Annotated in this window: 21 protein-coding genes and 1 other annotated feature; of the genes, 6 read left to right on the forward strand and 15 right to left on the reverse strand. The window is 62.1% G+C overall.

Features of this window, described 5'->3' with window-relative positions; translation table 11 throughout:
- The 5 genes from rpoC to Q0K43_RS04985 form a co-directional block, all read left to right on the forward strand.
- A partial coding sequence (rpoC, locus tag Q0K43_RS04965; RefSeq protein ID WP_297289454.1) for a DNA-directed RNA polymerase subunit beta' occupies positions 1 to 2,544 on the forward strand: 2,544 nt, incomplete at its 5' end.
- Positions 2,545 to 2,633: 89 nt separating this feature from the next.
- Positions 2,634 to 4,013 (forward strand): conjugal transfer protein TraL, encoded by a 1,380-nt coding sequence (locus Q0K43_RS04970; protein WP_297289455.1) that lies wholly within the window; start codon positions 2,634 to 2,636, stop codon positions 4,011 to 4,013.
- 73 nt (positions 4,014 to 4,086) lie between these two features.
- Complete coding sequence (locus tag Q0K43_RS04975; RefSeq protein ID WP_297289456.1) at positions 4,087 to 4,377, forward strand: hypothetical protein; 291 nt, start codon at positions 4,087 to 4,089, stop codon at positions 4,375 to 4,377.
- Between the two features lie 42 nt (positions 4,378 to 4,419).
- A complete protein-coding gene (locus tag Q0K43_RS04980; RefSeq protein ID WP_297289457.1) occupies positions 4,420 to 5,337 on the forward strand; it encodes an SH3 domain-containing C40 family peptidase in 918 nt (305 codons plus the stop codon).
- A 105-nt stretch (positions 5,338 to 5,442) separates the two neighbouring features.
- The gene (locus Q0K43_RS04985; protein ID WP_297289458.1) at positions 5,443 to 6,336 is read left to right on the forward strand and encodes a DMT family transporter; all 894 of its coding nucleotides are present in this window, start codon (positions 5,443 to 5,445) and stop codon (positions 6,334 to 6,336) included.
- A 46-nt stretch (positions 6,337 to 6,382) separates the two neighbouring features.
- On the opposite strand, the gene Q0K43_RS04990 is transcribed toward Q0K43_RS04985, so the two are convergent.
- The 9 genes from Q0K43_RS04990 to Q0K43_RS05030 form a co-directional block, all read right to left on the reverse strand.
- On the reverse strand, positions 6,383 to 8,440 hold the full coding sequence (locus tag Q0K43_RS04990) for a hypothetical protein (RefSeq protein ID WP_297289459.1): 2,058 nt from the start codon (positions 8,438 to 8,440) through the stop codon (positions 6,383 to 6,385).
- Positions 8,441 to 8,459: 19 nt separating this feature from the next.
- The gene (locus tag Q0K43_RS04995) at positions 8,460 to 10,004 is read right to left on the reverse strand and encodes an XAC2610-related protein (RefSeq protein ID WP_297289460.1); all 1,545 of its coding nucleotides are present in this window, start codon (positions 10,002 to 10,004) and stop codon (positions 8,460 to 8,462) included.
- A 13-nt stretch (positions 10,005 to 10,017) separates the two neighbouring features.
- Complete coding sequence (locus tag Q0K43_RS05000) at positions 10,018 to 11,652, reverse strand: hypothetical protein (RefSeq protein ID WP_297289461.1); 1,635 nt, start codon at positions 11,650 to 11,652, stop codon at positions 10,018 to 10,020.
- Positions 11,649 to 12,551 (reverse strand): M56 family metallopeptidase, encoded by a 903-nt coding sequence (locus Q0K43_RS05005; RefSeq protein ID WP_297289462.1) that lies wholly within the window; start codon positions 12,549 to 12,551, stop codon positions 11,649 to 11,651. The genes Q0K43_RS05000 and Q0K43_RS05005 overlap by 4 nt, the downstream gene beginning before the upstream one ends.
- Positions 12,548 to 12,922 carry a BlaI/MecI/CopY family transcriptional regulator gene (locus tag Q0K43_RS05010; RefSeq protein WP_297289463.1) on the reverse strand — a complete coding sequence of 125 codons (375 nt, stop codon included), beginning with the start codon at positions 12,920 to 12,922 and terminating at the stop codon, positions 12,548 to 12,550. The genes Q0K43_RS05005 and Q0K43_RS05010 overlap by 4 nt, the downstream gene beginning before the upstream one ends.
- A gap of 128 nt (positions 12,923 to 13,050) precedes the next feature.
- On the reverse strand, positions 13,051 to 13,398 hold the full coding sequence (locus tag Q0K43_RS05015) for a serine proteinase (protein ID WP_087388305.1): 348 nt from the start codon (positions 13,396 to 13,398) through the stop codon (positions 13,051 to 13,053).
- A 99-nt stretch (positions 13,399 to 13,497) separates the two neighbouring features.
- Positions 13,498 to 13,905 carry a GtrA family protein gene (locus Q0K43_RS05020; protein ID WP_087388307.1) on the reverse strand — a complete coding sequence of 136 codons (408 nt, stop codon included), beginning with the start codon at positions 13,903 to 13,905 and terminating at the stop codon, positions 13,498 to 13,500.
- On the reverse strand, positions 13,889 to 14,854 hold the full coding sequence (locus Q0K43_RS05025; RefSeq protein WP_297289464.1) for a glycosyltransferase family 2 protein: 966 nt from the start codon (positions 14,852 to 14,854) through the stop codon (positions 13,889 to 13,891). The genes Q0K43_RS05020 and Q0K43_RS05025 overlap by 17 nt, the downstream gene beginning before the upstream one ends.
- Before the next feature lie 71 nt (positions 14,855 to 14,925).
- Positions 14,926 to 15,120, reverse strand: a complete 195-nt coding sequence (locus Q0K43_RS05030) for a helix-turn-helix domain-containing protein (RefSeq protein WP_297289465.1) — start codon at positions 15,118 to 15,120, stop codon at positions 14,926 to 14,928.
- 125 nt (positions 15,121 to 15,245) lie between these two features.
- Between Q0K43_RS05030 and Q0K43_RS05035 the strand changes: the two genes are divergently transcribed.
- A complete protein-coding gene (locus tag Q0K43_RS05035; protein WP_297289466.1) occupies positions 15,246 to 15,524 on the forward strand; it encodes a hypothetical protein in 279 nt (92 codons plus the stop codon).
- A gap of 28 nt (positions 15,525 to 15,552) precedes the next feature.
- Here the strand turns inward: Q0K43_RS05035 and Q0K43_RS05040 are convergent, their stop codons facing one another.
- From Q0K43_RS05040 to pyrB, 6 genes are all read right to left on the reverse strand, one after another.
- Positions 15,553 to 16,263, reverse strand: coding sequence for a sigma-70 family RNA polymerase sigma factor (locus Q0K43_RS05040; protein ID WP_297289467.1), 711 nt, complete (start codon positions 16,261 to 16,263; stop codon positions 15,553 to 15,555).
- The gene (gene spoIIAB / locus Q0K43_RS05045; protein WP_297289468.1) at positions 16,263 to 16,703 is read right to left on the reverse strand and encodes an anti-sigma F factor; all 441 of its coding nucleotides are present in this window, start codon (positions 16,701 to 16,703) and stop codon (positions 16,263 to 16,265) included. The genes Q0K43_RS05040 and spoIIAB overlap by 1 nt, the downstream gene beginning before the upstream one ends.
- 15 nt (positions 16,704 to 16,718) lie before the next feature.
- On the reverse strand, positions 16,719 to 17,024 hold the full coding sequence (locus Q0K43_RS05050; RefSeq protein WP_297289469.1) for an STAS domain-containing protein: 306 nt from the start codon (positions 17,022 to 17,024) through the stop codon (positions 16,719 to 16,721).
- Positions 17,025 to 17,117: 93 nt separating this feature from the next.
- The gene (locus tag Q0K43_RS05055; protein ID WP_297289470.1) at positions 17,118 to 17,846 is read right to left on the reverse strand and encodes a procyclic acidic repetitive family protein; all 729 of its coding nucleotides are present in this window, start codon (positions 17,844 to 17,846) and stop codon (positions 17,118 to 17,120) included.
- A gap of 178 nt (positions 17,847 to 18,024) precedes the next feature.
- Positions 18,025 to 20,658, reverse strand: a complete 2,634-nt coding sequence (locus Q0K43_RS05060) for a valine--tRNA ligase (protein ID WP_297289471.1) — start codon at positions 20,656 to 20,658, stop codon at positions 18,025 to 18,027.
- Positions 20,659 to 20,704: 46 nt separating this feature from the next.
- Positions 20,705 to 20,916, reverse strand: a binding site (T-box leader).
- A 44-nt stretch (positions 20,917 to 20,960) separates the two neighbouring features.
- The coding region (gene pyrB / locus Q0K43_RS05065; RefSeq protein WP_297289472.1) for an aspartate carbamoyltransferase at positions 20,961 to 21,986 on the reverse strand (1,026 nt) is incomplete at its 5' end.

Below are 21,986 nucleotides of genomic sequence, written 5' to 3' on the forward strand. Positions count from 1 at the left end.
CTGCACCGCCTGGGCATCCAGGCCTTCGAGCCGGTGCTGGTGGAGGGCCGGGCCATCAAGCTGCACCCCCTGGTGTGTACCGCCTTCAACGCCGACTTCGACGGCGACCAGATGGCCGTCCATGTGCCTCTGTCCGCCGAGGCCCAGACTGAGGCCCGGGTGCTGATGCTCTCCGCCAACAACCTGCTGCGTCCCCAGGACGGCGGCCCCGTCACCGTGCCTACCCAGGACATGGTGCTGGGTTCCTACTACCTGACCTACGAGAAGTATGCCGAGCATTCCGCTGAGGAGACCTATGACGACGTTGCCGCCGTCAAGGCCGCCCTGGAGGCCGGCACCCTGACTCCCGGCGACCTGGTGTGGGTCAAGAACCCCGGCGCGCTGGACGACATTCCCACCTACGCCGGCATCTGTGCCGAGACCGAAGACGGCCAGCTGCCCCGTGAGGTGTTCCACGTCTTTGGCAGCGACACCGAGGCCCGGCTGGCCTACGACGAGGGTGAGCTGGAACTGCACGTTCCCATCCTGGTCCGCCGCTCCGCTGAAGTGGATGGCGAAACCCGCTATAAGCTGGTGCGCACCACCGTGGGCCGTCTGATCTTCAATGAGGGCATCCCTCAGGATCTGGGCTTTGTGGACCGTACCGATCCCGAGCAGATGTTTGAGCCCGAGATCAACTTCGTCACCGGCAAGAAGCAGCTGGGCAAGATCATCGACAAGTGCATCGTCAAACACGGCTTCACCGTGTCCGCCGGCGTGCTGGACACCATCAAGGCCAAGGGTTACAAGTTCTCCACCCGGGGTTCCCTCACCGTGTCCATCTACGACATGACCATCCCCGAGAAGAAGTACGGTCTCATTGAGAACACCGAGAAGGAGATCGTCAAGATCGAGCGCCAGTACAAGCGCGGCTTCCTGACCAACGACGAGCGGTATCGTCTGGTGGTTGAGGCCTGGGAAAAGACCACCAAGGACGTGACCGACGCCCTGATGGCCGGCCTGGACCGCTACAACCCCATCTGGATGATGGCCGACTCCGGCGCCCGCGGCTCCTCCGCCCAGATCCGTCAGCTGGCCGGCATGCGCGGCCTGATGGCCGACACCTCCGGCCGCACCATCGAGATCCCCATCAAGTCCAACTTCCGTGAAGGCCTGTCCGTGCTGGAGTACTTCATCTCCTCCCGAGGCGCCCGAAAGGGCATGGCCGATACCGCCCTGCGTACCGCCGACTCCGGTTACCTGACCCGCCGTCTGGTGGACGTGTCCCAGGAAGTGATCATCCGCGAGGACGACTGCGGCACCGACGACGGTATCATGGTCAGCGAGATCGTGGAGAACGGCCAGGTCATCGAGACCTTCGGCGAGCGTCTGAAGGGCCGCTACCCGGTGGAAGACATCTGCGATCCCCAGACCGGCGAGGTCCTCATCGACCACCACACCATGATGACCGCCGACGATGCCAAGCTGCTGGAGTCTCACGGCATCCATCAGGTCAAGATCCGCTCCGTGCTGACCTGCCGGGCCCGCAGCGGGGTATGTTCCAAGTGCTACGGCATCAACCTGGCCATCGGCGAGCCTGTGGGTGCCGGCGAGGCCGTTGGTATCATCGCCGCTCAGTCCATCGGTGAGCCTGGTACCCAGCTGACCATGCGTACCTTCCACACCGGCGGCGTGGCCGGCGGCGACATCACCCAGGGTCTTCCCCGTGTTGAGGAGCTGTTCGAGTCCCGCAAGCCCAAGAAGATGGCCCAGCTGGCCGAGGCGGGCGGCAAGGTCACCCTGGAGGAGGCCAAGCGCAACTCCATGTGCAACGTAACCATCACCGCCGACGATGGCGAGACCGTCACTTACACCCTGCCCTATTCCGCCGGTCTCAGAGTCAAGGACGGCGACGTCATTGAGAAGGGCTATGCCCTGACCGAGGGCGCCCTCTATCCCCAGGACGTGCTGCGGGTCCGGGGCATCCACGCCGTATACGACTACCTGATCCAGGAAGTGCAGAAGCCCTACCGTCAGCAGGGCGTGGATATCAACGACAAGCACATCGAAGTCATCTGCCGCCAGATGATGCGGAAGGTCCGTGTGGAGGACGCCGGCGACTCCGACCTGCTCAGCGGTTCCACCATCGAACTCATCGAGTTTGAGGATGCCAAGGCCGCCGTCCAGGCCCGCATTGACGCCGGTGAGACCAACGACGGTCTGGAGCTGCGGCTGCCTACCGCCACCCGGTTGCTGATGGGTATCACCAAGGCCTCCCTGGCCACCGACTCCTTCCTGTCCGCCGCCTCCTTCCAGGAGACCACCAAGGTCCTCACCGAAGCGGCCATCAAGGGCAAGGTGGACCACCTGCTGGGCCTGAAAGAGAACGTCATCATCGGCAAGCTGATCCCCGCCGGTTCCGGTCTGTCCATGTACCGCAAGTACGACCAGATGGACGACGAGGGCACCGCCCAGAGCGGCGAGGCAGCGGAAGAGACCGCCGAAGTGACCGACGATGCTCCCATGACGGAGGAGCCCATCCTGACCGACAGCGCGGATCTTTGATCCCAATGATTTTGGGGGGCGTTGCAGCCATGCAGCGCCCCCCTTTTTCTATGCTTGTCCTCGTCCCATCCGTCCCACTGTGAGGTAACATGATGAAACAATGCTCCCCTCTCTCCCTGTCCGCCGGCGCCGGAGGTCTGGCGCTGCTGATCCTGACCCTGTTCCCGGTCTCGGAACTGTCCCGGGGCGGTCCGGGGGCAAAAGCCGCCGTCTTTGTGCTGCTGGCTGCCCTGGCCGCTCTGGCCCTCTGGCTGCTCCGCCGTTCCGGCTGCTCCCTGAACCGGCTGTGTACCCTGCTGCTGCCCATCGGCCTGGCCTTCTTCCTCCGGGCCACCCTGCTGGACTATGCGGCGGACGACTACGAGATCTTCCTGTCCCAGTGGGTAGCCACCTTCCGGGACAACGGCGGCTTCGCCGCCATCAAGCTGTCCATCGGCAACTACAACGTCCCCTATCTCTATTTCCTGGCCGCCATCTCTTATCTGCCGGTACCCGACCTGTACCTCATCAAGCTGTTCTCCATCCTGTTTGATGTGCTGTTGGCCTGGGGCGGTCTGCGGCTGGTACGCCACTTCACCGGCAAAGACAGCATCCGTCCCCTGGTGTGCTTCTGCGCTCTGCTGCTGCTGCCCACCGTGGTCCTCAACGGCTCCCTGTGGGGGCAGTGCGACGCGCTGTATGGCGCGCTGGTCCTCCACGCTCTGGCAGACGGTCTGGGCGGCCGTCCCAAAGCCTCCGCCGCCCTGCTGGGCGTGGCTTTCTCCTTTAAATTGCAGACGGTATTCATCCTCCCCCTGTGGGCGGTGCTGTGGATGGCCCGGCGCACCCGATTCCGGGATCTGCTCTGCTTCCCGCTGGCCTACGCCGCCACCTGCATCCCCGCCCTGCTGTTGGGCAAGCCCCTGGGCGACATCCTTGGCGTCTATGTGGGCCAGACCCAGGACGGCGTGGGCGCGCTGAATTATAACTGCGCCTCGCTTTTTTCCATGCTGCCCTACGGCACCCGCATCGACGAGGCTTTCGGCGCCCGGCTGGGCATTCTGGCTGCCTTTGCTCTGGTGGCCGCCCTGCTGGTACTGGCCTTTATGTTCCGGGACCGGCTGGATGACGGAGCCCTGTTTCTCTTCGGCATCATCCTTACACTGGGCGTGCCCTTTTTCCTGCCCTATATGCACGACCGCTACTACTTCCTGGCCGACGTACTCACGCTGGCCTGGGCCTGTATCCGTCCCAGTGGCCTCCCGGTTGCGGCGCTGGTACAGCTGTCCTCTCTCAGCGCCTATCTGACCTACTTCCGAATGAAATACACGCTGGTGATCACTCTGGGCAGACAGATGTTCACTATGCTGCTGGAGAGTCTTATGATCCTGGCCGCATTGATTGCCACCGTCTGTCTCCTGATCCTCCGTTTGGCGGTGGATTCCCCCTCTCTCGGCGAAAAAAACAAAAAACCCCGGAAAAGCAGTTGACGCCTTGGAAACAATGTGTTACAATTTGGTTACAGTATTTAAAAAGCAGTAACAACTCTTGAAGGAGGCCAAAATGGCGACCCAATCTATCCCTCTGACCTATAAGGGCCATCCGCTGCGCCGGAAAGACAGTTTGATCTATTACGGCAGCATGGCCGAGAAATATATCATCATGCTCCAGGTACTGGACCAGAAGAAGGAGCAGGACCTGGATCTGGCCATTCGCGTATCCGTTCAGCTCCAGCTCACCGATCCCGACTTGAAGAGCCGGGACCGTGTTGTGAAGAAGACCGAAAAGGATAGTCTGTACGCCGCTATGGATGTGGCTGCTGTCTGGCTGGACCGGGCTCTGTCCGGTAAGTAAGTTCCTACCCACCCAAACGATCAGAACGGAGGAATATTACCAATGATAACACCTGCCAAGCTGCTGCGCACCGCATTCCTGACCGTTGCCGTCTCCGCCGTCTGCATGATCGGCGCTTCTGCCGCCAGCGGCGTGGGTACCGTAAACACCGATGCCCTTCGCCTTCGTAACGAGGCCAACACCACCTCCACCATCCTGGGCACTGCTTCCAGGGGCGACACCGTTGTCATTCTGGAGGATGCCGGCAATGGCTGGTATAAGGTGGACTATAACACCGTGGAGGGCTATATGTCCGGCGAGTACCTGACGGTAACTGCTCAAGCTGACGTAGCCATCGGTTACGGTCTGGTTCAGACCGGCGGCTCCACCCTGAATGTGCGCAGCGGGCCTGGCACTACATACAGTAAGGTGACCTCCCTCAGCGATAACGCGGTGGTCACCATCGTGGGTATCAACAACGGCTGGTATAAGATCACCACCTCCGGCGGCACTACCGGCTATGTCAGCAGCGAGTACATGGTGACCTGCAAGGATTCCGCCGGCTCCCGGGGCGACGGCGCCACTGCTGTGGCTGTCGCTTCCAACAGCAGCATGGGGCAGCAGGTAGTGGCCTATGCCAAGCAGTTCCTGGGCGTGCCTTACGTCTACGGCGGCAACGGTCCCAGCTGCTTTGACTGCTCCGGCTTTACCAACTATGTGTACCGGCATTTCGGTTATGTACTTAACCGCGGCGCCTCCTCTCAGCTGAAAAACGGCACCCCCGTCTCCAAGAGCGAGCTGCAGCCCGGTGATCTGGTGTTCTTCCGTTACAACACCACCTATCCCGCCTCCCACTGCGGCATCTACATCGGCGGCGGCCAGTTCATCCACGCTTCCACCAACAAGTATCAGGTGCAGATCGATCAGCTGCTGACCGGCCACTACGCCAACGTGTATATCGCTGCCCGCCGCATCCTGTGATCATTTTGCTTGGCAGGTAAAGATCATACATCGCTCCACCACCGTCCCGCCCGCTGACGCAGGCGGGACGGTTTTTGTATGGGGCGGCGAAAGGAGTTCTGTCATTTGACCCGTTCATCCGCCCTGGGCCATCTGCTGGCCCTGGCCGTCTCGGCCGTATGGGGCACCACCTACATCTCCACCAAGGTGCTGCTGGTTTCCTTCCATCCGGTGGAGATCCTCATCTTCCGGTTCGTGCTGGCCTGGGCCATCCTCTTCCTGTGCGCACCCAGGCCCATGCTCCCCCGCAGTTTCCGATCCGAGCTGCCTTTCCTGGGGGCCGCCCTGTCAGGGCTCACCTTCTACTCTCTGCTGGAGAATTACGCCCTCATGTTTTCCATGGCCTCCACCGTGGGACTCATTGTCTCCTCCGCCCCCATGTTTACCGCGCTGCTGCTGTGGCTGTGCCGCCGGACTACCCGGCCGGGCGCCGCTTTCTTCATAGGCTTTGTACTTGCCATGGCTGGCATTGCCCTCATTTCCCTGGCGGAGGGGGAATCCTTCGACTTTGATCCCATCGGCTGTCTGCTGGCCCTGGGCTCCGCCGTCAGTTGGGGCGTCTACGGTCTGTGTCTGGAAGCCGCCCAGCAGCAAGGTCTCAACGACCTGCTGGTCACCCGGAAGGTCTTTTTCTGGGGCGTCCTATTTACCCTCCCCTTCTGCCTGGGTACCGGCATCACCTTTGACCTGACCCGGTTCGCCCAGCCGGTGATGCTGGGCAATACGGTGTACCTGGGCGTGGTGGCCTCCGCCCTGTGCTTCCTGGCCTGGAACAAAGCCTCCGCCCTCATCGGCCCGGTAGCCACCAACGTGTACCTCTACCTGATGCCGGTCATCACCGTAGCCGCCTCCTTCCTCATCCTGGGGGAGCCGGTGACCCTCTTTACCCTGGGGGCCATTGCCCTCATTCTGGCGGGACTGTGGCTCTCCCAGCGCCGTTCCGCCACCCTTACCGCCTGATGAGAAAGGGGCCTGCCGCAGCCGCGGCAGGCCCCTCTGTTTTATGTCAGTTAAACATATTGTTGAGTACGATACGGCTCACCCCGTCCCCATCGAAGAAGAAGAGGATGGCCGCCCCCCAGCCCTCCGGGTCCGCGCAGTACCACAGATAATCCTCCCCGGGATACAGGCCCCAGTAGTCGGTATGGGAGAGATTTTCCCCGTAGGCAGCCTCCACCTCTGCCCGGGTGGAACCCACCCGGATGCCCCGGTCGGTAAAGAGATCGATCCGTGTGGTCTCCAGACGGTACGCCGCATAGCCGCCGTCGGCATTGCAGTAGCACAGGGCCGAAAGGTCCTCCCACTCCATTTGCTGCCACCAGTCACCCTCCTGGTAGATAGGCTCGGCCCCCTCCAGGACGGTAACCACAGGCTCCTCCCGGAAAAAGCCCACCTCACTGCCCGGCCCCGCCGGGTTGGGGTATCCGTCCCGCCACAGGGCTATCTCCCCATCCACCAGATGGTATCCCTGCTCCAGCGCAGCCTGCTCCACCGTTTTCCTGGGCACACTTTCGCCCAGAACGGTAGTCATGTCTCCTCCCTGGCCCAGCTGGAACACCAGCCACAGGGGTTCCGGGTAGGCATACCAGCCTCCATCCTCCCAGCCGCTGCACCTTAGCTGATAGACTACACCGTAGGTCTCGTAAAGCTGCCGCAGGCCCAGGTAGGTTGCTTCATCAATCCGCATGGTGCGTCCTTCCGGCTGGAGCGGCGCCTGGTCGGCAAAGAAAACAGTCATATCCGCCGGCCTGTTGCTGTAAAAATAGGCCACTGCGGCGCTCTGGGCCGCCAGCGGCATGGGGGCGTCCCGCAGCATGGCGTCCGCCTCGGGGAAGGCGGTAAGGATACCCTCCTCCAGCAGATGGTACATCACCGCATAGTTGTAAGGCCCCACAGAAGCCAGGCGGGTGGGCTCCACCGTCTGGTAGTCCATCCCGATCAGTTCCCCCACATAGGTATAGTCCTCTCCCCGCCGGAAAAACAGCAAATCCACCGCCCTATAGGTATCCGGCACCGAGTAGGTCATCCGGTAGCACTCCATAGCATCATAGCCCTGCCACTCCGACGCCAGTTCCAGGCCGCTGAGATCGTCAAAGCAGACCTGCAGCAGCAGGCTGTCCGGGGGTGCATGGTAGCCTTCCCCCTCCAAAAAGGTCTGGGCCTGGGTCTCCACCTGCTCCGGGATTTGCTCCAGCTGGAATCCGCCCTCCGGCACCCCGCTGGATGGGCCCCACTGATACCACAGGGGAGTGTCAAAGCCGGTCAGTTCCTCCAACGGAATGAGCAGCTCCTCCGTAAGCGGAGCGGTGGCCTTGCAGTTGTAGTGGCGCCAGCTATCGTCCGCATACACCAGCAGATGCTGCCAGCCATCCACAGCGTCCACCGCCGGGTCGGCGTCGTCGGTCATGCAGGTGAGATAAAACTCCACGCCCCCGTCATCCCGAATGCGGAACCCGGTCACCGCCCCATCCCGGGCGACCAGGGCCACCTCCGTACCCGCCAGTTCCCCATTCAGGTACTCCTCCGCTCCCCGGCAGAGGGCATCCTCCGTGGTTCCCGCCAACTCCAGGGCCTCCGTCAGGGTGACCACCCGATCCTCCTGCCGGTCGTAGACCAGGGTGTAGATATCACCGTCGTTGCCGGAGCTGGCAGAGTCCAGGTAGAAGATCAGGTTATCATACCGCTCGGTGACCGCGGGATAAAACAGGCACCGCTGGCCCCCTGCCGTATTTATGGGGGCGGCCATGACGGTCTGATACTGACTTTTGAGGACGGCCAGGGCCTGGTTGACCGCCTGGGCGCCCTCCCCCTCCGCCGTCAGCCTGGGGATCTCAATGTAGTTGCCCAAGACGTCATAATACTGGGCATCCATCGTGAAACTTCCGGCCTGCGTGGTACTTCGGCAGGCCACCAGCCCTCCGCACAGGCCGATGGCCAGGGCTACCACCGCCACCAAAAGCAGGGCAGGCCGCTTGTGCCGGGCAAAGAGATTACGCAGGCGCTGCTCGGTGGCCTTTGCCGAGCCGCTCATATGGGTGGACAGCCTGGTATGCGGCACCTTCATACTTGTTCCTCCCCTTCTGTTACCAATCCAGCTGCCGGTAGCTGATCTGCTCCAGCGTACCATTTTCGTTCCAGATATATACCGCCTCCTCCGGACGGCCCACATCCCCCCGGATGTGTTCCACCACCTGCCGGTTCTCCGCGTCCAGGGTGGGATTGGAAAACAGGTAGGTGGAAAAGGAAAACCGGCTCGTCTCCTCGTCCCACAAGAACCACACATAGCTTACATTGTGGGGGAAGCTCGACTCCGCCAGCAGGCCCAAATCGGGGGAACCGTCAAAATTCAGGTCCCGGATATCCGGCTCCCCAATATTGGGGTCCCGGATCAGAAACAGGCCCCGGTAGAAGCTGTCCGGCGTATACACATCGTCCTCCACCGCCATGAACTGAAGCGGTGTGTCACCCTCATAGACCCGGATCTGCTCGATTGCCAGACAATAGGGCTGCTGGTCCAGCGGCTCCAGTTCCAGCTCCAGGGACAGGTTTCGCCCGGTGGCAGTGGTCATGGTAATCCGCTCGGTCTCCACCTGCCGGTTTCCCTCCGACAGGGCCTGCCGCACCTCCTCCTCGCTCCCTGTGACCACCCGGATGAGATTGGGCCAGAGCTGCTCCTCACCACTCCAGAACGTGGGGCAGAGCAGCACCTCCATTCCCAGCCACTCCTTCCCCGTCAAAACAGAGCAGGCCAGCAGGGTATACCGCTGTCCGCACAGGGTCTCCTCCCCCGGCGTCACCTGGACGATCTGCCACTGGGCGGAGGTATTGCTGGCCTGCCAGGGGTTATCCTGGTCTCTGGTGCGGCTCTCCACAACCCTGCGCAGCTCATTCATAACCCGCTCAGGGGCATGGTACCCCCCCGTCAGCTGGAGCCGCTCCCGAAAGGACCATTGGGGACCCTGGCCATACAGGCGCCAGTCATCCGCACCCTGAAAGATCTCTACCCCGCCGGGACAGGGCAGGGGTATTTTGTCCTCCCAGTAGTTCTGGTACTCCATCCAGACCTGGGCGTCCCCCTGCCGCAGATCTCCCTTCATGGGCCAGACCCAGGTAAAGTCGGTGCCGTCAAAGGCCAGCAGGCCCCCCTCTCCATAGGTGTAACCCTGCCCTCCGCCGTTGACGGTGTAGAGGAGATAGTCCACATCGTCCTTTCGGAAGGTGGAAACCTGGGGCCTTCCGCCGCTGGAGGTGGCGGAAAACACCGGCCCGGTAAGCTGGCCCCGGTCATCCTCTACGCCGATGACCAGGGCACAGCGGGGATAGTCGTCGTAAAAATGGCCGGCTACCAGGGTGCGCCCCTGGCCCTGGATACAGGCCAGCTCCTCCCGCTGAGGTTTCCCATCAAAACTGACCTCAGCGGCATCATACAGGGCATCCAGCCGCTGCTCCTGGCCAACCTGGGCACGGCAGGCCACCAGGGAGCCGCACAGGCCGATGGCAAAGCCCACCGCCATCACCAGGGCCAGGGCGGGCCGTCTGTGCTTGACAAAGAGATTGCGGACCCGTCCTTCGGTCTCCCTGGCCGAGCCGCTCATGGCCGTGGACAGCCGGGTTTTGGGCAATTTCATAGCGTTCCTCCTGTTATGTTTCCGATTGCAGCACCAGGTTGCCCTGGCTGTCCCAGCCGTAGGTGCGGGTCACCATGGCGTTCCAGTCCCGGTTCCACATCCGCTCCTCCAGCTGCCCCTCCTCAGGCAGCAGGGTCAGTTCCCCGGCCAGGGTGGCCAGATGGCGGAACTGTCCCGCCTCACTGTCCCACACAAACCAGCAGCGGCAGGCGTTCTGGGTGGCGTCGCATAGCAGGCCGAACTCCTCCACCCCGTCAAAGTTGATATCCCGGGTCGCCACCGGCCCCCCTGCCGGGGTGTCGGTCAAAAAGCCCTGGAAGGTGTGGACCCCGTCGTCCGCCACATCCTCCGGCGTGATGGTCTGGACCACCTGGCCGTCATTCAGGATGGTGATCCGGTCATACGCCCGCTGTGTCTCGTCCTGGGGCGGAGTACACCGTAGGGCCAGGGTCAGGGTCTCGTCCCCACCCACGTCCACCTCATAGGTATCGGTGAAGTAGCCGTCGGAGGTATAGGTAATCTGGCTGCCGTCCCAGGCCGCTGTTCCCCAGATGTGGCTGTGCCATTTGTCATATAGCTCCGGGATACGCAGAACCTGCAGGCCGTTCTCCCCGGTCTCCACATAGGCATTAGCTACGGCGTCCAGTTGGAACTGCTGGGCCAGCTTATTGTCCTCCACCTCCAGCACCACATAGGCGCAGGCGCCGTAGTTGGACCCGGGACTTGCCAGGGCGGCCAGCAGGGACTGCCGCTCTCTGGAGGTCATATGGAGCGGGGTGACCGTTGGGCTGGTGACCGCTGGATAACGCCAGGACAGCACCCCTCCGGTACCCAGGGTCCCCTCCATCTCCGTGGAGCCCTGGTCCTCCCCGTCCGGCCAGGTGGTTCTGGCCACCAGACGGTCGTCTCCCGCACCCTGGCCGTCCAGGGTAAGGTTCTCCAGATAACTGAGGCTGCTCCCATCCGGCAGGGGCTGTCCCTCCGGGGTAAGCACCACCTCACTCCAGTTGGCCGCCTCCAGCAGCCGGGACAGGGGTACCCGCTCCTCCCGCTCCGGCACATCGTCATAGGGCCAGACGTGGATGACCACCGTCCCATCCTCCGGCTGGAAGGCCAGCTCCACCATGCGCCAATAGTCCCCCTCCAGGCCCAGCAGAGCGGCTGCCGCCGCCTGGAGCTGCTGGGTCCGCAGGGACCCGTCAGGCCAATAGCGGTACACCTGCAGGAAGAATTCATTCTCCACCAGGGCGTCCACCGCCCCATCCCCGTCCAGATCTACCTGGTACAGGGGCATCCAGGTCTCCGTCAGCGGAAACTCTGTTCCGTCCGCCAGCCGGATCTGATAGGCATAATTATGCACGCCATCGTCTGTCAGGGTATGAGTCACAGTGCCGGAAAGGCCCAGCAGGTCGGCAAAGGGTACTATTTCCTCCCCCGGCTCCGTCAGGGCAAAGACCGGCTCCTCCGCCGCCGGAGCGGCGGAGCGGCAGGCCACCAGGGAGCCGCACAGGCCGATGGCCAGGGCCACCACCGCCACCAGGCCCAGGGCGGGCCGCCGGTGCTTGACAAAGAGATTGCGGAGTCGTCCCTCGGTCTCTTTGGCCGAGCCGCTCATGGCTGTAGACAGCCGGGTCTTGGGCAATGTCATGCTTTCTCCTTTCTCAGGGCAGCCACGGCCTGCAAAATCGCTCTGCCGTAAGCGGCGTGTTCCTCCTGGGGCAGGAACTTCAGGGCCCCCTCGTCGCAGGCCAGCTCGGTGTCCCGCTCCACGGAGCGCACCATCAGCCACACCAGGGGGTTGAACCAGTGGACGGCGTTCACCCACAGCACCAGGGTTTTCAGCCAGATGTCCCGGCGGCGGTAGTGGATCAGCTCATGGAGCAGGGCGTAGCGCAGGCTCTCACCTCCGGCCTCCTCCGGCAGCAGCAGCAGCGGCCTGAACAGCCCCGCCAGCATAGGTACCGCCAGACCGGGACACAGCCGCAACATGGGCCTGCGGTGGAGGGAGAGGCTGTCGCACAGGCCGTTGAACAGGCGGATGGTGTCCGCATCCTCCGCCGGGCGGCACCACCGGGCCAGGTATCTTTTAAACCGGAAATGGGCTATGAGATTCCACCCCAGCACCGCCGCGCCACCGGTTACCCATAGGGCCAGCAGAATACCGCCCACCGTGATGGGGGCGGGCTGGGTCTGCTCTGTGGGCAGAACCTCAGGCGCGGGGGTGGAGACCGGGACAGACGAGGGCGCCGCAGATGGGGCCGCCGTCTGAACGGGCTGGGAGGGCTGGGCGGCGCTGGGCCGGGGCGTCCTCACCGGCTGGTAGATCACCCGGTCCGGCGGCACCTGGATCTGGATGGGGGCGGAGGCCGACCCGGCGGGCAGCAGAGGCAGGGGGACGGCCAGCCGGAGGGCCAGCAGCAGCCAGGCCCAGCACCGCCACCTGGCCCCGTACCGTCCCCGGGTCAGCTTGGCCAGCACCACCAGCAGCAAAGCCACCGCCCCGCCGCCCAGGCTTACCCCGGCGATGGAGGTCAAAAAGTCCGTCATACCTGCTTCTCCCCGCTCAGTTCATCCAGCAGATCCCGCAGCTCGTCCAGGTCCCGCTCCTCCAGGCCGTTCTTGGCCAGAGCCGCCAGGAAATTGCGGGGGGAACTGCCGTACAGTTTGGAGAGTACCGCCTGACTGTCAAAGGCCAGGTAGTCCTCCCGGCTCACCAGCGGGGTGTACAGGTTGCTCTTCCCCTCCCGGCGAACCGCCGCAAAGCCCTTCTCCACCAGGCGGGTCAGATAGGTATTCACCGTATTGGAGGCCCAGCAAAAGCCCTCCAGGGCGGTCTCCAGGGCAGCGCGCGGAGTATCCGGCCCGGAGGCCCACAGGGCCTTCATCACTTCCAGCTCGGTATCGGGCAGTCGTTTCATCGCTATCACCAACTTCATTTGTAGTGGATATCATTATACTACATTTGAAGTGGATGTTTGTCCAGTTACAATCCAGTTACAGGGACGCAAAAAGCCCTCCGCCGAGCCGGCGGAGGGCTTTGGTTGTCTTATTCCACGGTATAGTCAGTGACTTCCGTCTGCGCGGCGGCCTGAGAGATATCCTCGTCGGACAGGGTGCCGTCCTTCTTGATCTGGGCGATACGGGCTTTGTTTTCCTCAATGTTGATCTTGGCGGTGGTAATGCGCTGGCAGAGGGCGGCATAGGCGGGCTCCGGTGCCCCGCCCCGCTCGGCATAGTAGAGTTTGCCGATCTCCAGATAGGCTTTCCGGATGGCGTCCTCCTCCCCGGAATTGTTGAGGGAGAGCTTGGTGATCTCCATCAGCTGCTTGGACTTGGCCATACCCGCCCGGCCCAGGTCGGTGGCTTTATCCTTCAAATCGTCAAAAAAGGCCATACTTCTTACCTCCTTGCGGTATGGTGTCTCACATGCTGGCCCTATTCTACCCCCAATTCCCGGCGTACGCAAGAGAACGCGGGGGGATTTCACATAAATTTAATCCTTCTTTTTCTGGAAGGCAAAAAACCGCTGACCGAAATAATTGAGGATGGTATACAGGGCCATGCCGCCCAGCTTGGTGAGCCGCTCCTGCCAGATGGGGTCCATGCCGGTATTGCCCAGTACCCAACCGGCGATGGGCTGGGCCAGGGCGTAGGCGATCACATAGCACACCGCCACGTTGACGGCGAACTTCACCGCCGAGCGCAGGAAGGTCTCCTCGCTGTGGAAGGTAAAGTGGCGGTTGAGGAAAAAGCTCATCACCGCGCCGGCCACATAGGCGATGGCGGTGGAGGGCCAGTAGCCCAGCCCCTCCAGCAGGAACATGAGGATCATGGACAACAGGGTGTTGCCCACCCCCACCAGCAGGAACTTGGGGATGGAGTTATCAATCAGCTTTGCCATGCTCGTCCTCCAAAACCTCGCGGATCAGGAACCGGGGCCGCTCCTTGGTCTCCAAATAAATTTTGCCAATGTATTCACCGATGACACCCAGGGACAGCAGGATCAGGCCGCCGATGGCCCACACCGAGCAGATCATGCTTGCCCAGCCCAGAATGGTCTCCCCCATGGCCCAGCGGACGATGGAATAGATGAGCATAATGATGCTCACCAGGAACACCAGGAAGCCCAGGCCGGTAATCATGCGGATGGGCTTGACCGACAGGGAGGTAATGCCCTCCATGGCGAAGGAGAGCATCTTTTTCAGGGGATACTTGCTCTCTCCGGCAAACCGCTCCCCCCGCTCATACTCCACGGTGCCGGTGCGGTAGCCGATCATGGGTACAATGCCCCGGAGGAACAGGTTGACCTCCTTGAACTGCGCCAGGCCTTCCAGAGCCCGGCGGGACATGAGGCGATAGTCGGCGTGGTTGAACACCGTCTCCGCTCCCATGGAGTTCATCAGCCGATAAAAGCCCTCAGCGGTGAAACGCTTGAAAAAGGTGTCCTTCTTCCGGGAGGAGCGCACACCGTACACAATGTCACAGCCTGCATAATACTGCTCCACCATAGCGTCCACCGCGTTGATGTCATCCTGGAGGTCGGCGTCCATCGAAATGGCCATGTCGCACCGCTCCTTGGCGGTCATCAGCCCTGCCAGCAGGGCGTTCTGGTGGCCCCGGTTACGGCTCAGGTCCGCCCCGGAGAAAATGGGGCAGCTCTCATGCAGCTCTTTAATGATCTGCCAGGTCCGATCCTTGGAACCGTCGTTGACAAAGAGTACCCGGCTCTCCCGGGAAATGGTTCCCGCGGCCATCATGGCCTCCAGCTTTTCCTTCAACCGGCGGGCGGTCTCGGGCAGCACCTCTTCCTCGTTGTAGCAGGGGACGACAATGTAGAGAACCTCTTCCATATCATTCCAACTTCCTTATATCTTTTGTCTGCTGTGTGCCATTATACGCCTTTTTGACGAAAAAAACACCGTTAAGTTTCTTCTTGACCAAATAAAGAAATGTCCAATACCGCACAGATCCGCATCAGCACATCTACAGATGGCTTTTTCCGTCCGCTCTCAATCTCCGCGATGAAAGGCTGCGACACCTGGACCAGCTGGGCCAGTTTGCCCTGGCTCAACCCCTTTTCCTGCCTCTTTTCTCGAATCAGCGTCCGATAGTCCATCCGCATCACTCCTTTTCCCCTATTATAGCTGATAGCAATACCCTTTTCATCTATAGCTTTTAGCTATTGACTTTCTTCCTCCCATGTCATAATATAGCTATAAGCTATATTATGGAGGTGCAGTTATGGAACCACCCTTTGTACTGTTGGAACAGGCCAAAACCCTGCTGCTCCAGAAAAAACTGTCCCCCCTGGCCCACTATGAGAAGGCCAGGGAGGACAGTGAAGCCGCCTGGAAACAATTCTGCCTTACCCATACGGCGCAAATACGGGACGAGGTGCTGGAGTTGCTGGATCGCCGGGACGGGATGTGGGATCTGCGGCAGGACGCCGCCTTCTGCCTGGGGCTCCAGCTGGGCATGGAGCTGGGGCGGCTGGAGGAATTTTGGGGCCGGGAACCATAAAACGGGCGGCCACAAGGGCCGCCCGCCGTTACTCCTCCAATTTGTGCCGCAATCGCTCCACCGCCCGGCGCTCAATGCGGGACACCTGGACCTGGCTCACCCCCAGCACCCGGGCCGCCCGTTCCTGGGTCATGCCCCGGTAATAGCGCAGCAGGATCACCTGCCGCTCCCGGTCGGGCAGGGCATCGATGGCTCCCCGCAGGGACTCCCGCTCCACGATGCCCTCCTCCATACCGTCGGTACCCAGCACACTCTCCAGGGTGAGCCCGTCCCCCGTCTCCATCTGGAGGGAGGCCACCGGCAGCCCCGCCTCCTCGGCGGCGGCGATCTCCTCCGGCTCCAGCCCGGTGGCCTCAGACAGCTGGGACAGGGTGGGTTCCCGGCCCAGGGAGGCCGCCAGCCGTTCCCGGGCCGCCCGGATGGCCATGCCCCGCTCCTTCAGACCTCGGCTGACCTTGATGGTTCCGTCGTCCCGCAGGTAGCGGCGGATCTCCCCGGCGATCTTGGGTACGGCATAGGTGGAAAACTGGCAGCCGAAGGCGGGGTCAAAGCCCCGCACCGCCTTCACAAAGCCCAGGCAGCCCAGCTGATACAGATCCTCCGGCTCCACCCCCCGGCCATAATAGCGGCGCACGATGGACCAGATCAGCCCGCCGTTTTCCTCAATCAGGCGGGTGCAGGCCTCATTGTCGCCCTTCCGGGCCTCCTCCAGCAGGGCGGGGGTATCCGCCACGCTCATCAGGCCCCTCCCATCCGGCGGGAGATCTTGCGGCGCATGGTGACCGCGGTCCCCTTTCCCGGCGCGGAGCGTACCTTCACCAGGTCCATAAAACTCTCCATAATGGTAAAGCCCATACCGCTGCGCTCCTCTCCGCCGGTGGTGTACATGGGACGGCGGGCCTGCTCCACATCGGGTATGCCCACCCCCTTATCCTTGATCTGGATCTCCAGGGTGTGGTCCTCAAACAGCCGCAGCCGCATCTGAACCAGCCCCAGGTTTTCCGGATAGGCGTGGACGATGCAGTTGGTCACCGCCTCGCTCACCGCCGTTTTGATGTCGTTGACCTCCTCCAGGGTGGGATCCAGCTGGGCGGCAAAGCAGGCCGCCGTGGTGCGGGCAAAGCCCTCGTTGGCCGACCGGCTGAGAAAGACCACCGTGGCCTCGTTCATCGGTTTCATTATGTAGTTCCTCCGTCATTCAAATTTGATCAGCCGGTCCAGGCCGGCCGCCCGCAGTACCTTTCCCGCCTGCACCGGCACGTTGACCACCTTCATGGTCCCCTCCAGCTCCGCCATCCGGCGGCTGGCCCGCAGCAAAACGGCGATGCCTGAGCTGTCCATAAAGCTGACGCCCCCCAGATCCACCGTCAGCTGGCGGGGCAGGTTCAGGTCGATCTGCCGTACCAGTTCGCTCAAAATCTGTTTGGCCCGGTGGTGATCCACCTCGCCGTCAATGGCCGCGTACAGCGCCCGGTCCTCCCCTTTGCAGGTCACTGACATGGCTCGTCCCTCCTGTAAAAAAAAATCGCAGTATACCAAATTTTGGTATACTGCGATCCTATCACAGATGGGGCATATATTTTGTCGAAGGACTCACCGGACCAGGGAAAAATCGGTAAAGATCCATTTCTCCCCCACCTTTTCGTAGGGGAAGTCAAAAGTGAGGGTATCCACCACCGCGCCGTCCTGCTCCGGGTCCAGCACCTCCACCGTCACCCGGACGGTGCAGCGGTTGGGATCTCCGTCCCGCAGCACCTGGGCGGTTTCGGCGCCCCGGGTCACGTCGGTACCCCGGCCGCCGTCCTGCACATAGAGCGCGCCCTCAATGTCCACATACTGGGTACCGTCGTAGGGCAGCAGCTTTTCCACCAGGTCGTCGGAAAACAGGCTTTTCAGATAGCCCCGCAGGCTGGCGGTGCTGTCGATGCCGGGATAGTCCACCCGGTAATAGGTGACGCCGTTCACCTCCCGGCTGTCTGCCGGGTCAAAGGGCAGCGTCTCCACCTGGAACCACCAGAAGGCCTCCACTGCCGAACGGTAGGCAGCCAGCACTTCTTCATCGTCAGGCCCGTCGTAAACAGGCGGGGTGGGGGTGGGCTCCGCGGAGGGCTCCGGTGTGGCCGTAGGTTCCGGCATGGTTGTGGGACGGGCCGTTGGGGTGGGGGAAGGCTTTGCGGAAGGGGTAGGCTTGGCGCTCTGCTCCACCTCCGGAGCGAGGGAACTGCTGGGCTGCGCGGTAGACACCGCCTCGGTGTCCTGACAAGAGCTGGTACAGCCGCCCAACAGCAACAGCACTGCCAGCAGTGGGATCAGCCTTTTCAACACTCCAACCTCCTTTCCACGGCCTCTATTCAAACAGGCCGCAGGATATTATGCTACATTTTATCCGATTCTGCCCGGAAGCACAACCACAGTTGTGTAACAAAGTATGACAATATAGGCACAGAAACGCCGCCATCCGCGTTCGATGGCGGCGTTTCTCCGTTTTTCTGCTGTTTTATCAGCCCAGAGCAGCGGCAGACTCTTCCAGTTTTACCAGAAGATCGCGCAGCTTGCCGGCCCGCTCCCGCTCGGCCTCCACCACGTTGGCGGGGGCCTTGTTCACAAAGCCGGGGTTATTCAGCTTGGCCTCCAGCTTGTCCAGCTCCTTGCGGTTCTTATCCAGCTCCTTCTGGATGCGGGCGCGCTCCTTGTCCAGGTCCACCAGCTCGGCCAGGGGCAGATACAGCCGGGCGGCGTGGGTGGCTACGGTCACCATACCCTGGGCGTCCACCTCCTGGGTGGCCTCCACCACCGTTACGTCGCTGGCGTAGGCCAGACGCTTCAGGAAGGGGATGCCCTGATGGAACACAGCCTGCTCCAGGGTGGAGACGGTGAGCTGCGCCTTCTTGGAGGGGGGCACGTTCATCTCGGCCCTTCTGGCCCGGATGGCCCGGATGGCGTCCATAATCAGCTCCATGGCCTTCTCCTCCTCGGGGAAGTCCAGGTTGGCGTGGTGTTCCGGCCACTGCTGGAGCATCAGGTAGTCGCCCTGATGGGGCAGCGCCTGCCAGATCTCCTCGGTGATGAAGGGCATGAAGGGGTGGAGCAGCTTGAGGATCTCGGTCAGCACATAGCACAGCACCTGCTGGGCCCGGATCTTGGAGTCCTCGTCCTCCCCCTGGAGGCGGGTCTTGGTCAGCTCGATATACCAGTCGCAGTAGGAATCCCAGATGAAGTCGTACACCTTCTGGGCGGCCACGCCCAGCTCGTAACGCTCCATATTCTCGGTGATCTCGGGGATGACGCTGTTGAGCTTGGACAGGATCCACTTATCCTCCAGCTCCAGCTTGTCGGGCAGCTGGCACTGGTCGATGGTCAGGTTCATCATCAGGAAGCGGGAGGCGTTCCAGATCTTGTTGGCGAAGTTGCGCATGGCCTCGCACCGCTCGGTGTAGAAGCGCATATCGTTTCCGGGGGAGTTGCCGGTGACCAGATTGAAGCGCAGGGCGTCGGCGCCGTACTGGTTGGCCATCTCCAGGGGATCGATGCCGTTGCCCAGGGACTTGGACATCTTGCGGCCCTTGTCGTCCCGCACCAGGCCGTGGATGAACACGGTGTGGAAGGGGGGCTTGCCGGTATGCTCGCAGCCGGAGAAGATCATGCGGGCCACCCAGAAGAAGATGATGTCGTAGCCGGTGACCAGCACGTCGGTGGGATAGAAGTACTTCAGGTCCTCGGTCTCCTGGGGCCAGCCCAGGGTGGAGAAGGGCCACAGGGCGGAGGAAAACCAGGTATCCAGCACGTCCTCCTCCTGCTTAATATTGTGGGAGTGGCAGTGTTCGCATTCGGTGGGGTCGTCCTCGGACACGGTGATGTGGCCGCACTCCTGGCAGGTCCAGGCGGGGATCTGGTGGCCCCACCACAGCTGGCGGGAGATACACCAGTCGTGGACGTTCTCCATCCAGTTGGTGTAGATCTTGGAGAAGCGGTCGGGGACGAACTTGACCTCGCCCTCATTGACCACCCGCAGGGCCTCCTCGGCCAGGGGCTTCATCTTGACAAACCACTGGGCGGAGATGAGAGGCTCCACGTCGTTGTGGCAGCGGTAGCAGGTACCAACGTTGTGCTGGTGGGGCTCCACCTTGACCAGATACCCCTGCTCCTCCAGGTCGGCCACAATGGCCTTCCGGGCCTCGTAGCGGTCCATGCCGGAGTAGCGGCCGTAGCCCTCCACCACCTTGCCGTTGTCGTCCAGCACACGGATGGTCTCCAGGTTCTGCCGCAGGCCCACCTCAAAGTCGTTGGGGTCGTGGGCGGGAGTCATCTTCACGCAGCCGGTGCCGAACTCCATGTCCACATAGTCGTCGGCCACGATGGGCATCTCACGGCCCACCAGGGGCAGGATGCAACGTTTGCCCACAATGTCCTTGTACCGCTCGTCGTTGGGGTTGACCGCCACGCCGGTGTCGCCCAGCATGGTCTCGGGCCGGGTGGTGGCCACGATGACGTACCGGCCCTCCTCCCCCTGGATGGGGTAGCGGATGTGCCAGAAGTTGCCCGGCTTGTCCTGATACTCCACCTCGGCGTCACTGAGGGCGGTGACGCAGTTGGGGCACCAGTTGATGATACGGCTGCCCTTGTAGATCAGGCCCTTCTTGTACAGGGAGACAAACACATGGCGGACGGCCTTGCTGAGGCCCTCGTCCATGGTGAACCGGGCCCGGGACCAGTCGCAGGAGGCGCCCAGCTTCTTCTGCTGCTCCACGATGCGGTTGCCGTACTTGTGCTTCCAGTCCCACACCCGCTCCAGGAATTTCTCCCGGCCCAGGTCATAACGGGACAGGCCCTCGTTTTTGCGCAGCTCCTCCTCCACCTTGATCTGGGTGGCGATGCCGGCGTGGTCGGTGCCGGGCACCCACAGGGCGGCGTAGCCCTGCATCCGCTTGAAGCGGATCAGGATGTCCTGGAGGGTGGAGTCCATGGCATGGCCCATGTGGAGCTGGCCGGTGACGTTGGGGGGCGGCATGACAATGGTGAAGGGCTTCTTGTCGGGATCACGGTGGCCCTCAAAGCAGCCGTTTTTCTCCCACATCTCGTAGACGCGGCCCTCCACCTCCTGGGGTTCATAGACCTTGGGAAGTTCTTTCTTCATCTGTTACACTCCTTTTCGGGGCAAAAAAGGTTCGCCCCAAGCTGTTGCTCAGGGCGAACCGAACTCAGTCCGCGGTACCACCTGAATTTCCCTTGCGGGACACTCATTGCCTCTGTAACGGGAGGATTCCGCCGCTTCTTACTGCCTTCACAAGCGGGACTCCGGGACGACCTTCCCCGCGCCTCCGGAGAGCCTTGCACCAGACCGGCTCCTCTCTGTACCTTTTGCGCAGGTACTCCTTCCCATCTCAGCCTTTGGGACATAGTATATGCACTTTTCCGGCAAATGTCAAGCCCGACCGATCACCGCAGCTCCTTGTCGCAGTATGCGCAGCAATCCACGCCGCCGTTCTGCTTCACCAGGGGGGGCAGATAAAGCTCGGTCTGGGTGATGCAGTTGGGATTGGAACATACCGGCTTGGTGCCGATCTCCACCGCGCCGGGGCGCATCCGGTCCTGATTGGCCAGGTCGGTGAGCAGGGCCATGCGGGCGTACATGCCGTAGCGGGCCTGCTCGAAGTAGACCGCCCGGGGATCGTCGTCCACATCGATGGCGATCTCGTCCACCCGGGGCAGGGGGTGCATCACCAGCAGGTCCTTTTTGGCCCGGTCCAGCTTCCGGCGGGTGAGGACGTACACGCCTTTGCACCGCTCATACTCCAGGGGGTCCACAAACCGCTCCCGCTGGATACGGGTCATATAGAGTACGTCCAGCTGGGGGATGACCGCCTCCAGACCGGTGACCTCGGTAAACCACATGTCGTTCTCCCGCATAAAGGCCCGCATATATTCGGGCACCGCCAGCTCACGGGGGGCGATGAGGAAGAACTTGAGCCCCTTGAACTTGGCCAGGGCCTTAATGAGGGAATGAACGGTACGGCCGTTCTTCAGATCGCCGCACAGGCCCACGGACAGCCCGTCCACCCCGCCCCGCAGGCGGGTGATGGTGGTCAGGTCGGCGGTGGTCTGGGTGGGATGCATGTGGCCGCCGTCGCCGGCGTTGATCACCGGCACGTCAGAGTAAAGAGAAGCAGCCTTGGCGGCGCCCTCCTTGGGGTTGCGCATGACCACCACATCGGCGTAGCCGGACACCATTTTAATGGTGTCCTTCAAGGTCTCGCCCTTTGCAGTGGAGGTGGACTTTGGATCAGCAAAGCCAAACACGGTACCTCCCACCCGCAGCATAGCGGTCTGGAAGGAGAAATTGGTGCGGGTGGAGGGCTCATAGAACAAACTGGCCATCACCCGCCCCCGGCAGGCGTCCATAAAATCGGCGGGGTGGTCCATAATATCACTGCACCGCTGGTACAGGGAATCCCACTCCGCCCT

Origin of the sequence: uncultured Flavonifractor sp., assembly GCF_944383115.1 — a bacterium.
Taxonomy (GTDB): domain Bacteria; phylum Bacillota; class Clostridia; order Oscillospirales; family Oscillospiraceae; genus Flavonifractor.

Excerpts from the sequence above, each read along its gene's own strand:
- Q0K43_RS04995 (WP_297289460.1), bottom strand. The coding sequence starts at position 10,004 with ATGAAATTGCCCAAAACCCGGCTGTCCACGGCCATGAGCGGCTCGGCC.
- Q0K43_RS05015 (WP_087388305.1), bottom strand. The coding sequence starts at position 13,398 with ATGGCCTTTTTTGACGATTTGAAGGATAAAGCCACCGACCTGGGCCGG.
- Q0K43_RS05020 (WP_087388307.1), bottom strand. The coding sequence starts at position 13,905 with ATGGCAAAGCTGATTGATAACTCCATCCCCAAGTTCCTGCTGGTGGGG.
- Q0K43_RS04990 (WP_297289459.1), bottom strand. The coding sequence starts at position 8,440 with ATGAAGGTGCCGCATACCAGGCTGTCCACCCATATGAGCGGCTCGGCA.
- Q0K43_RS05025 (WP_297289464.1), bottom strand. The coding sequence starts at position 14,854 with ATGGAAGAGGTTCTCTACATTGTCGTCCCCTGCTACAACGAGGAAGAG.
- spoIIAB (WP_297289468.1), bottom strand. The coding sequence starts at position 16,703 with ATGAAACCGATGAACGAGGCCACGGTGGTCTTTCTCAGCCGGTCGGCC.
- Q0K43_RS05000 (WP_297289461.1), bottom strand. The coding sequence starts at position 11,652 with ATGACATTGCCCAAGACCCGGCTGTCTACAGCCATGAGCGGCTCGGCC.
- Q0K43_RS05040 (WP_297289467.1), bottom strand. The coding sequence starts at position 16,263 with ATGAGCGTGGCGGATACCCCCGCCCTGCTGGAGGAGGCCCGGAAGGGC.
- Q0K43_RS05010 (WP_297289463.1), bottom strand. The coding sequence starts at position 12,922 with ATGAAACGACTGCCCGATACCGAGCTGGAAGTGATGAAGGCCCTGTGG.
- Q0K43_RS05050 (WP_297289469.1), bottom strand. The coding sequence starts at position 17,024 with ATGTCAGTGACCTGCAAAGGGGAGGACCGGGCGCTGTACGCGGCCATT.
- Q0K43_RS05035 (WP_297289466.1), top strand. The coding sequence starts at position 15,246 with ATGGAACCACCCTTTGTACTGTTGGAACAGGCCAAAACCCTGCTGCTC.
- Q0K43_RS05005 (WP_297289462.1), bottom strand. The coding sequence starts at position 12,551 with ATGACGGACTTTTTGACCTCCATCGCCGGGGTAAGCCTGGGCGGCGGG.
- Q0K43_RS04980 (WP_297289457.1), top strand. The coding sequence starts at position 4,420 with ATGATAACACCTGCCAAGCTGCTGCGCACCGCATTCCTGACCGTTGCC.
- Q0K43_RS05030 (WP_297289465.1), bottom strand. The coding sequence starts at position 15,120 with ATGGACTATCGGACGCTGATTCGAGAAAAGAGGCAGGAAAAGGGGTTG.
- Q0K43_RS05060 (WP_297289471.1), bottom strand. The coding sequence starts at position 20,658 with ATGAAGAAAGAACTTCCCAAGGTCTATGAACCCCAGGAGGTGGAGGGC.
- Q0K43_RS04970 (WP_297289455.1), top strand. The coding sequence starts at position 2,634 with ATGATGAAACAATGCTCCCCTCTCTCCCTGTCCGCCGGCGCCGGAGGT.
- Q0K43_RS04975 (WP_297289456.1), top strand. The coding sequence starts at position 4,087 with ATGGCGACCCAATCTATCCCTCTGACCTATAAGGGCCATCCGCTGCGC.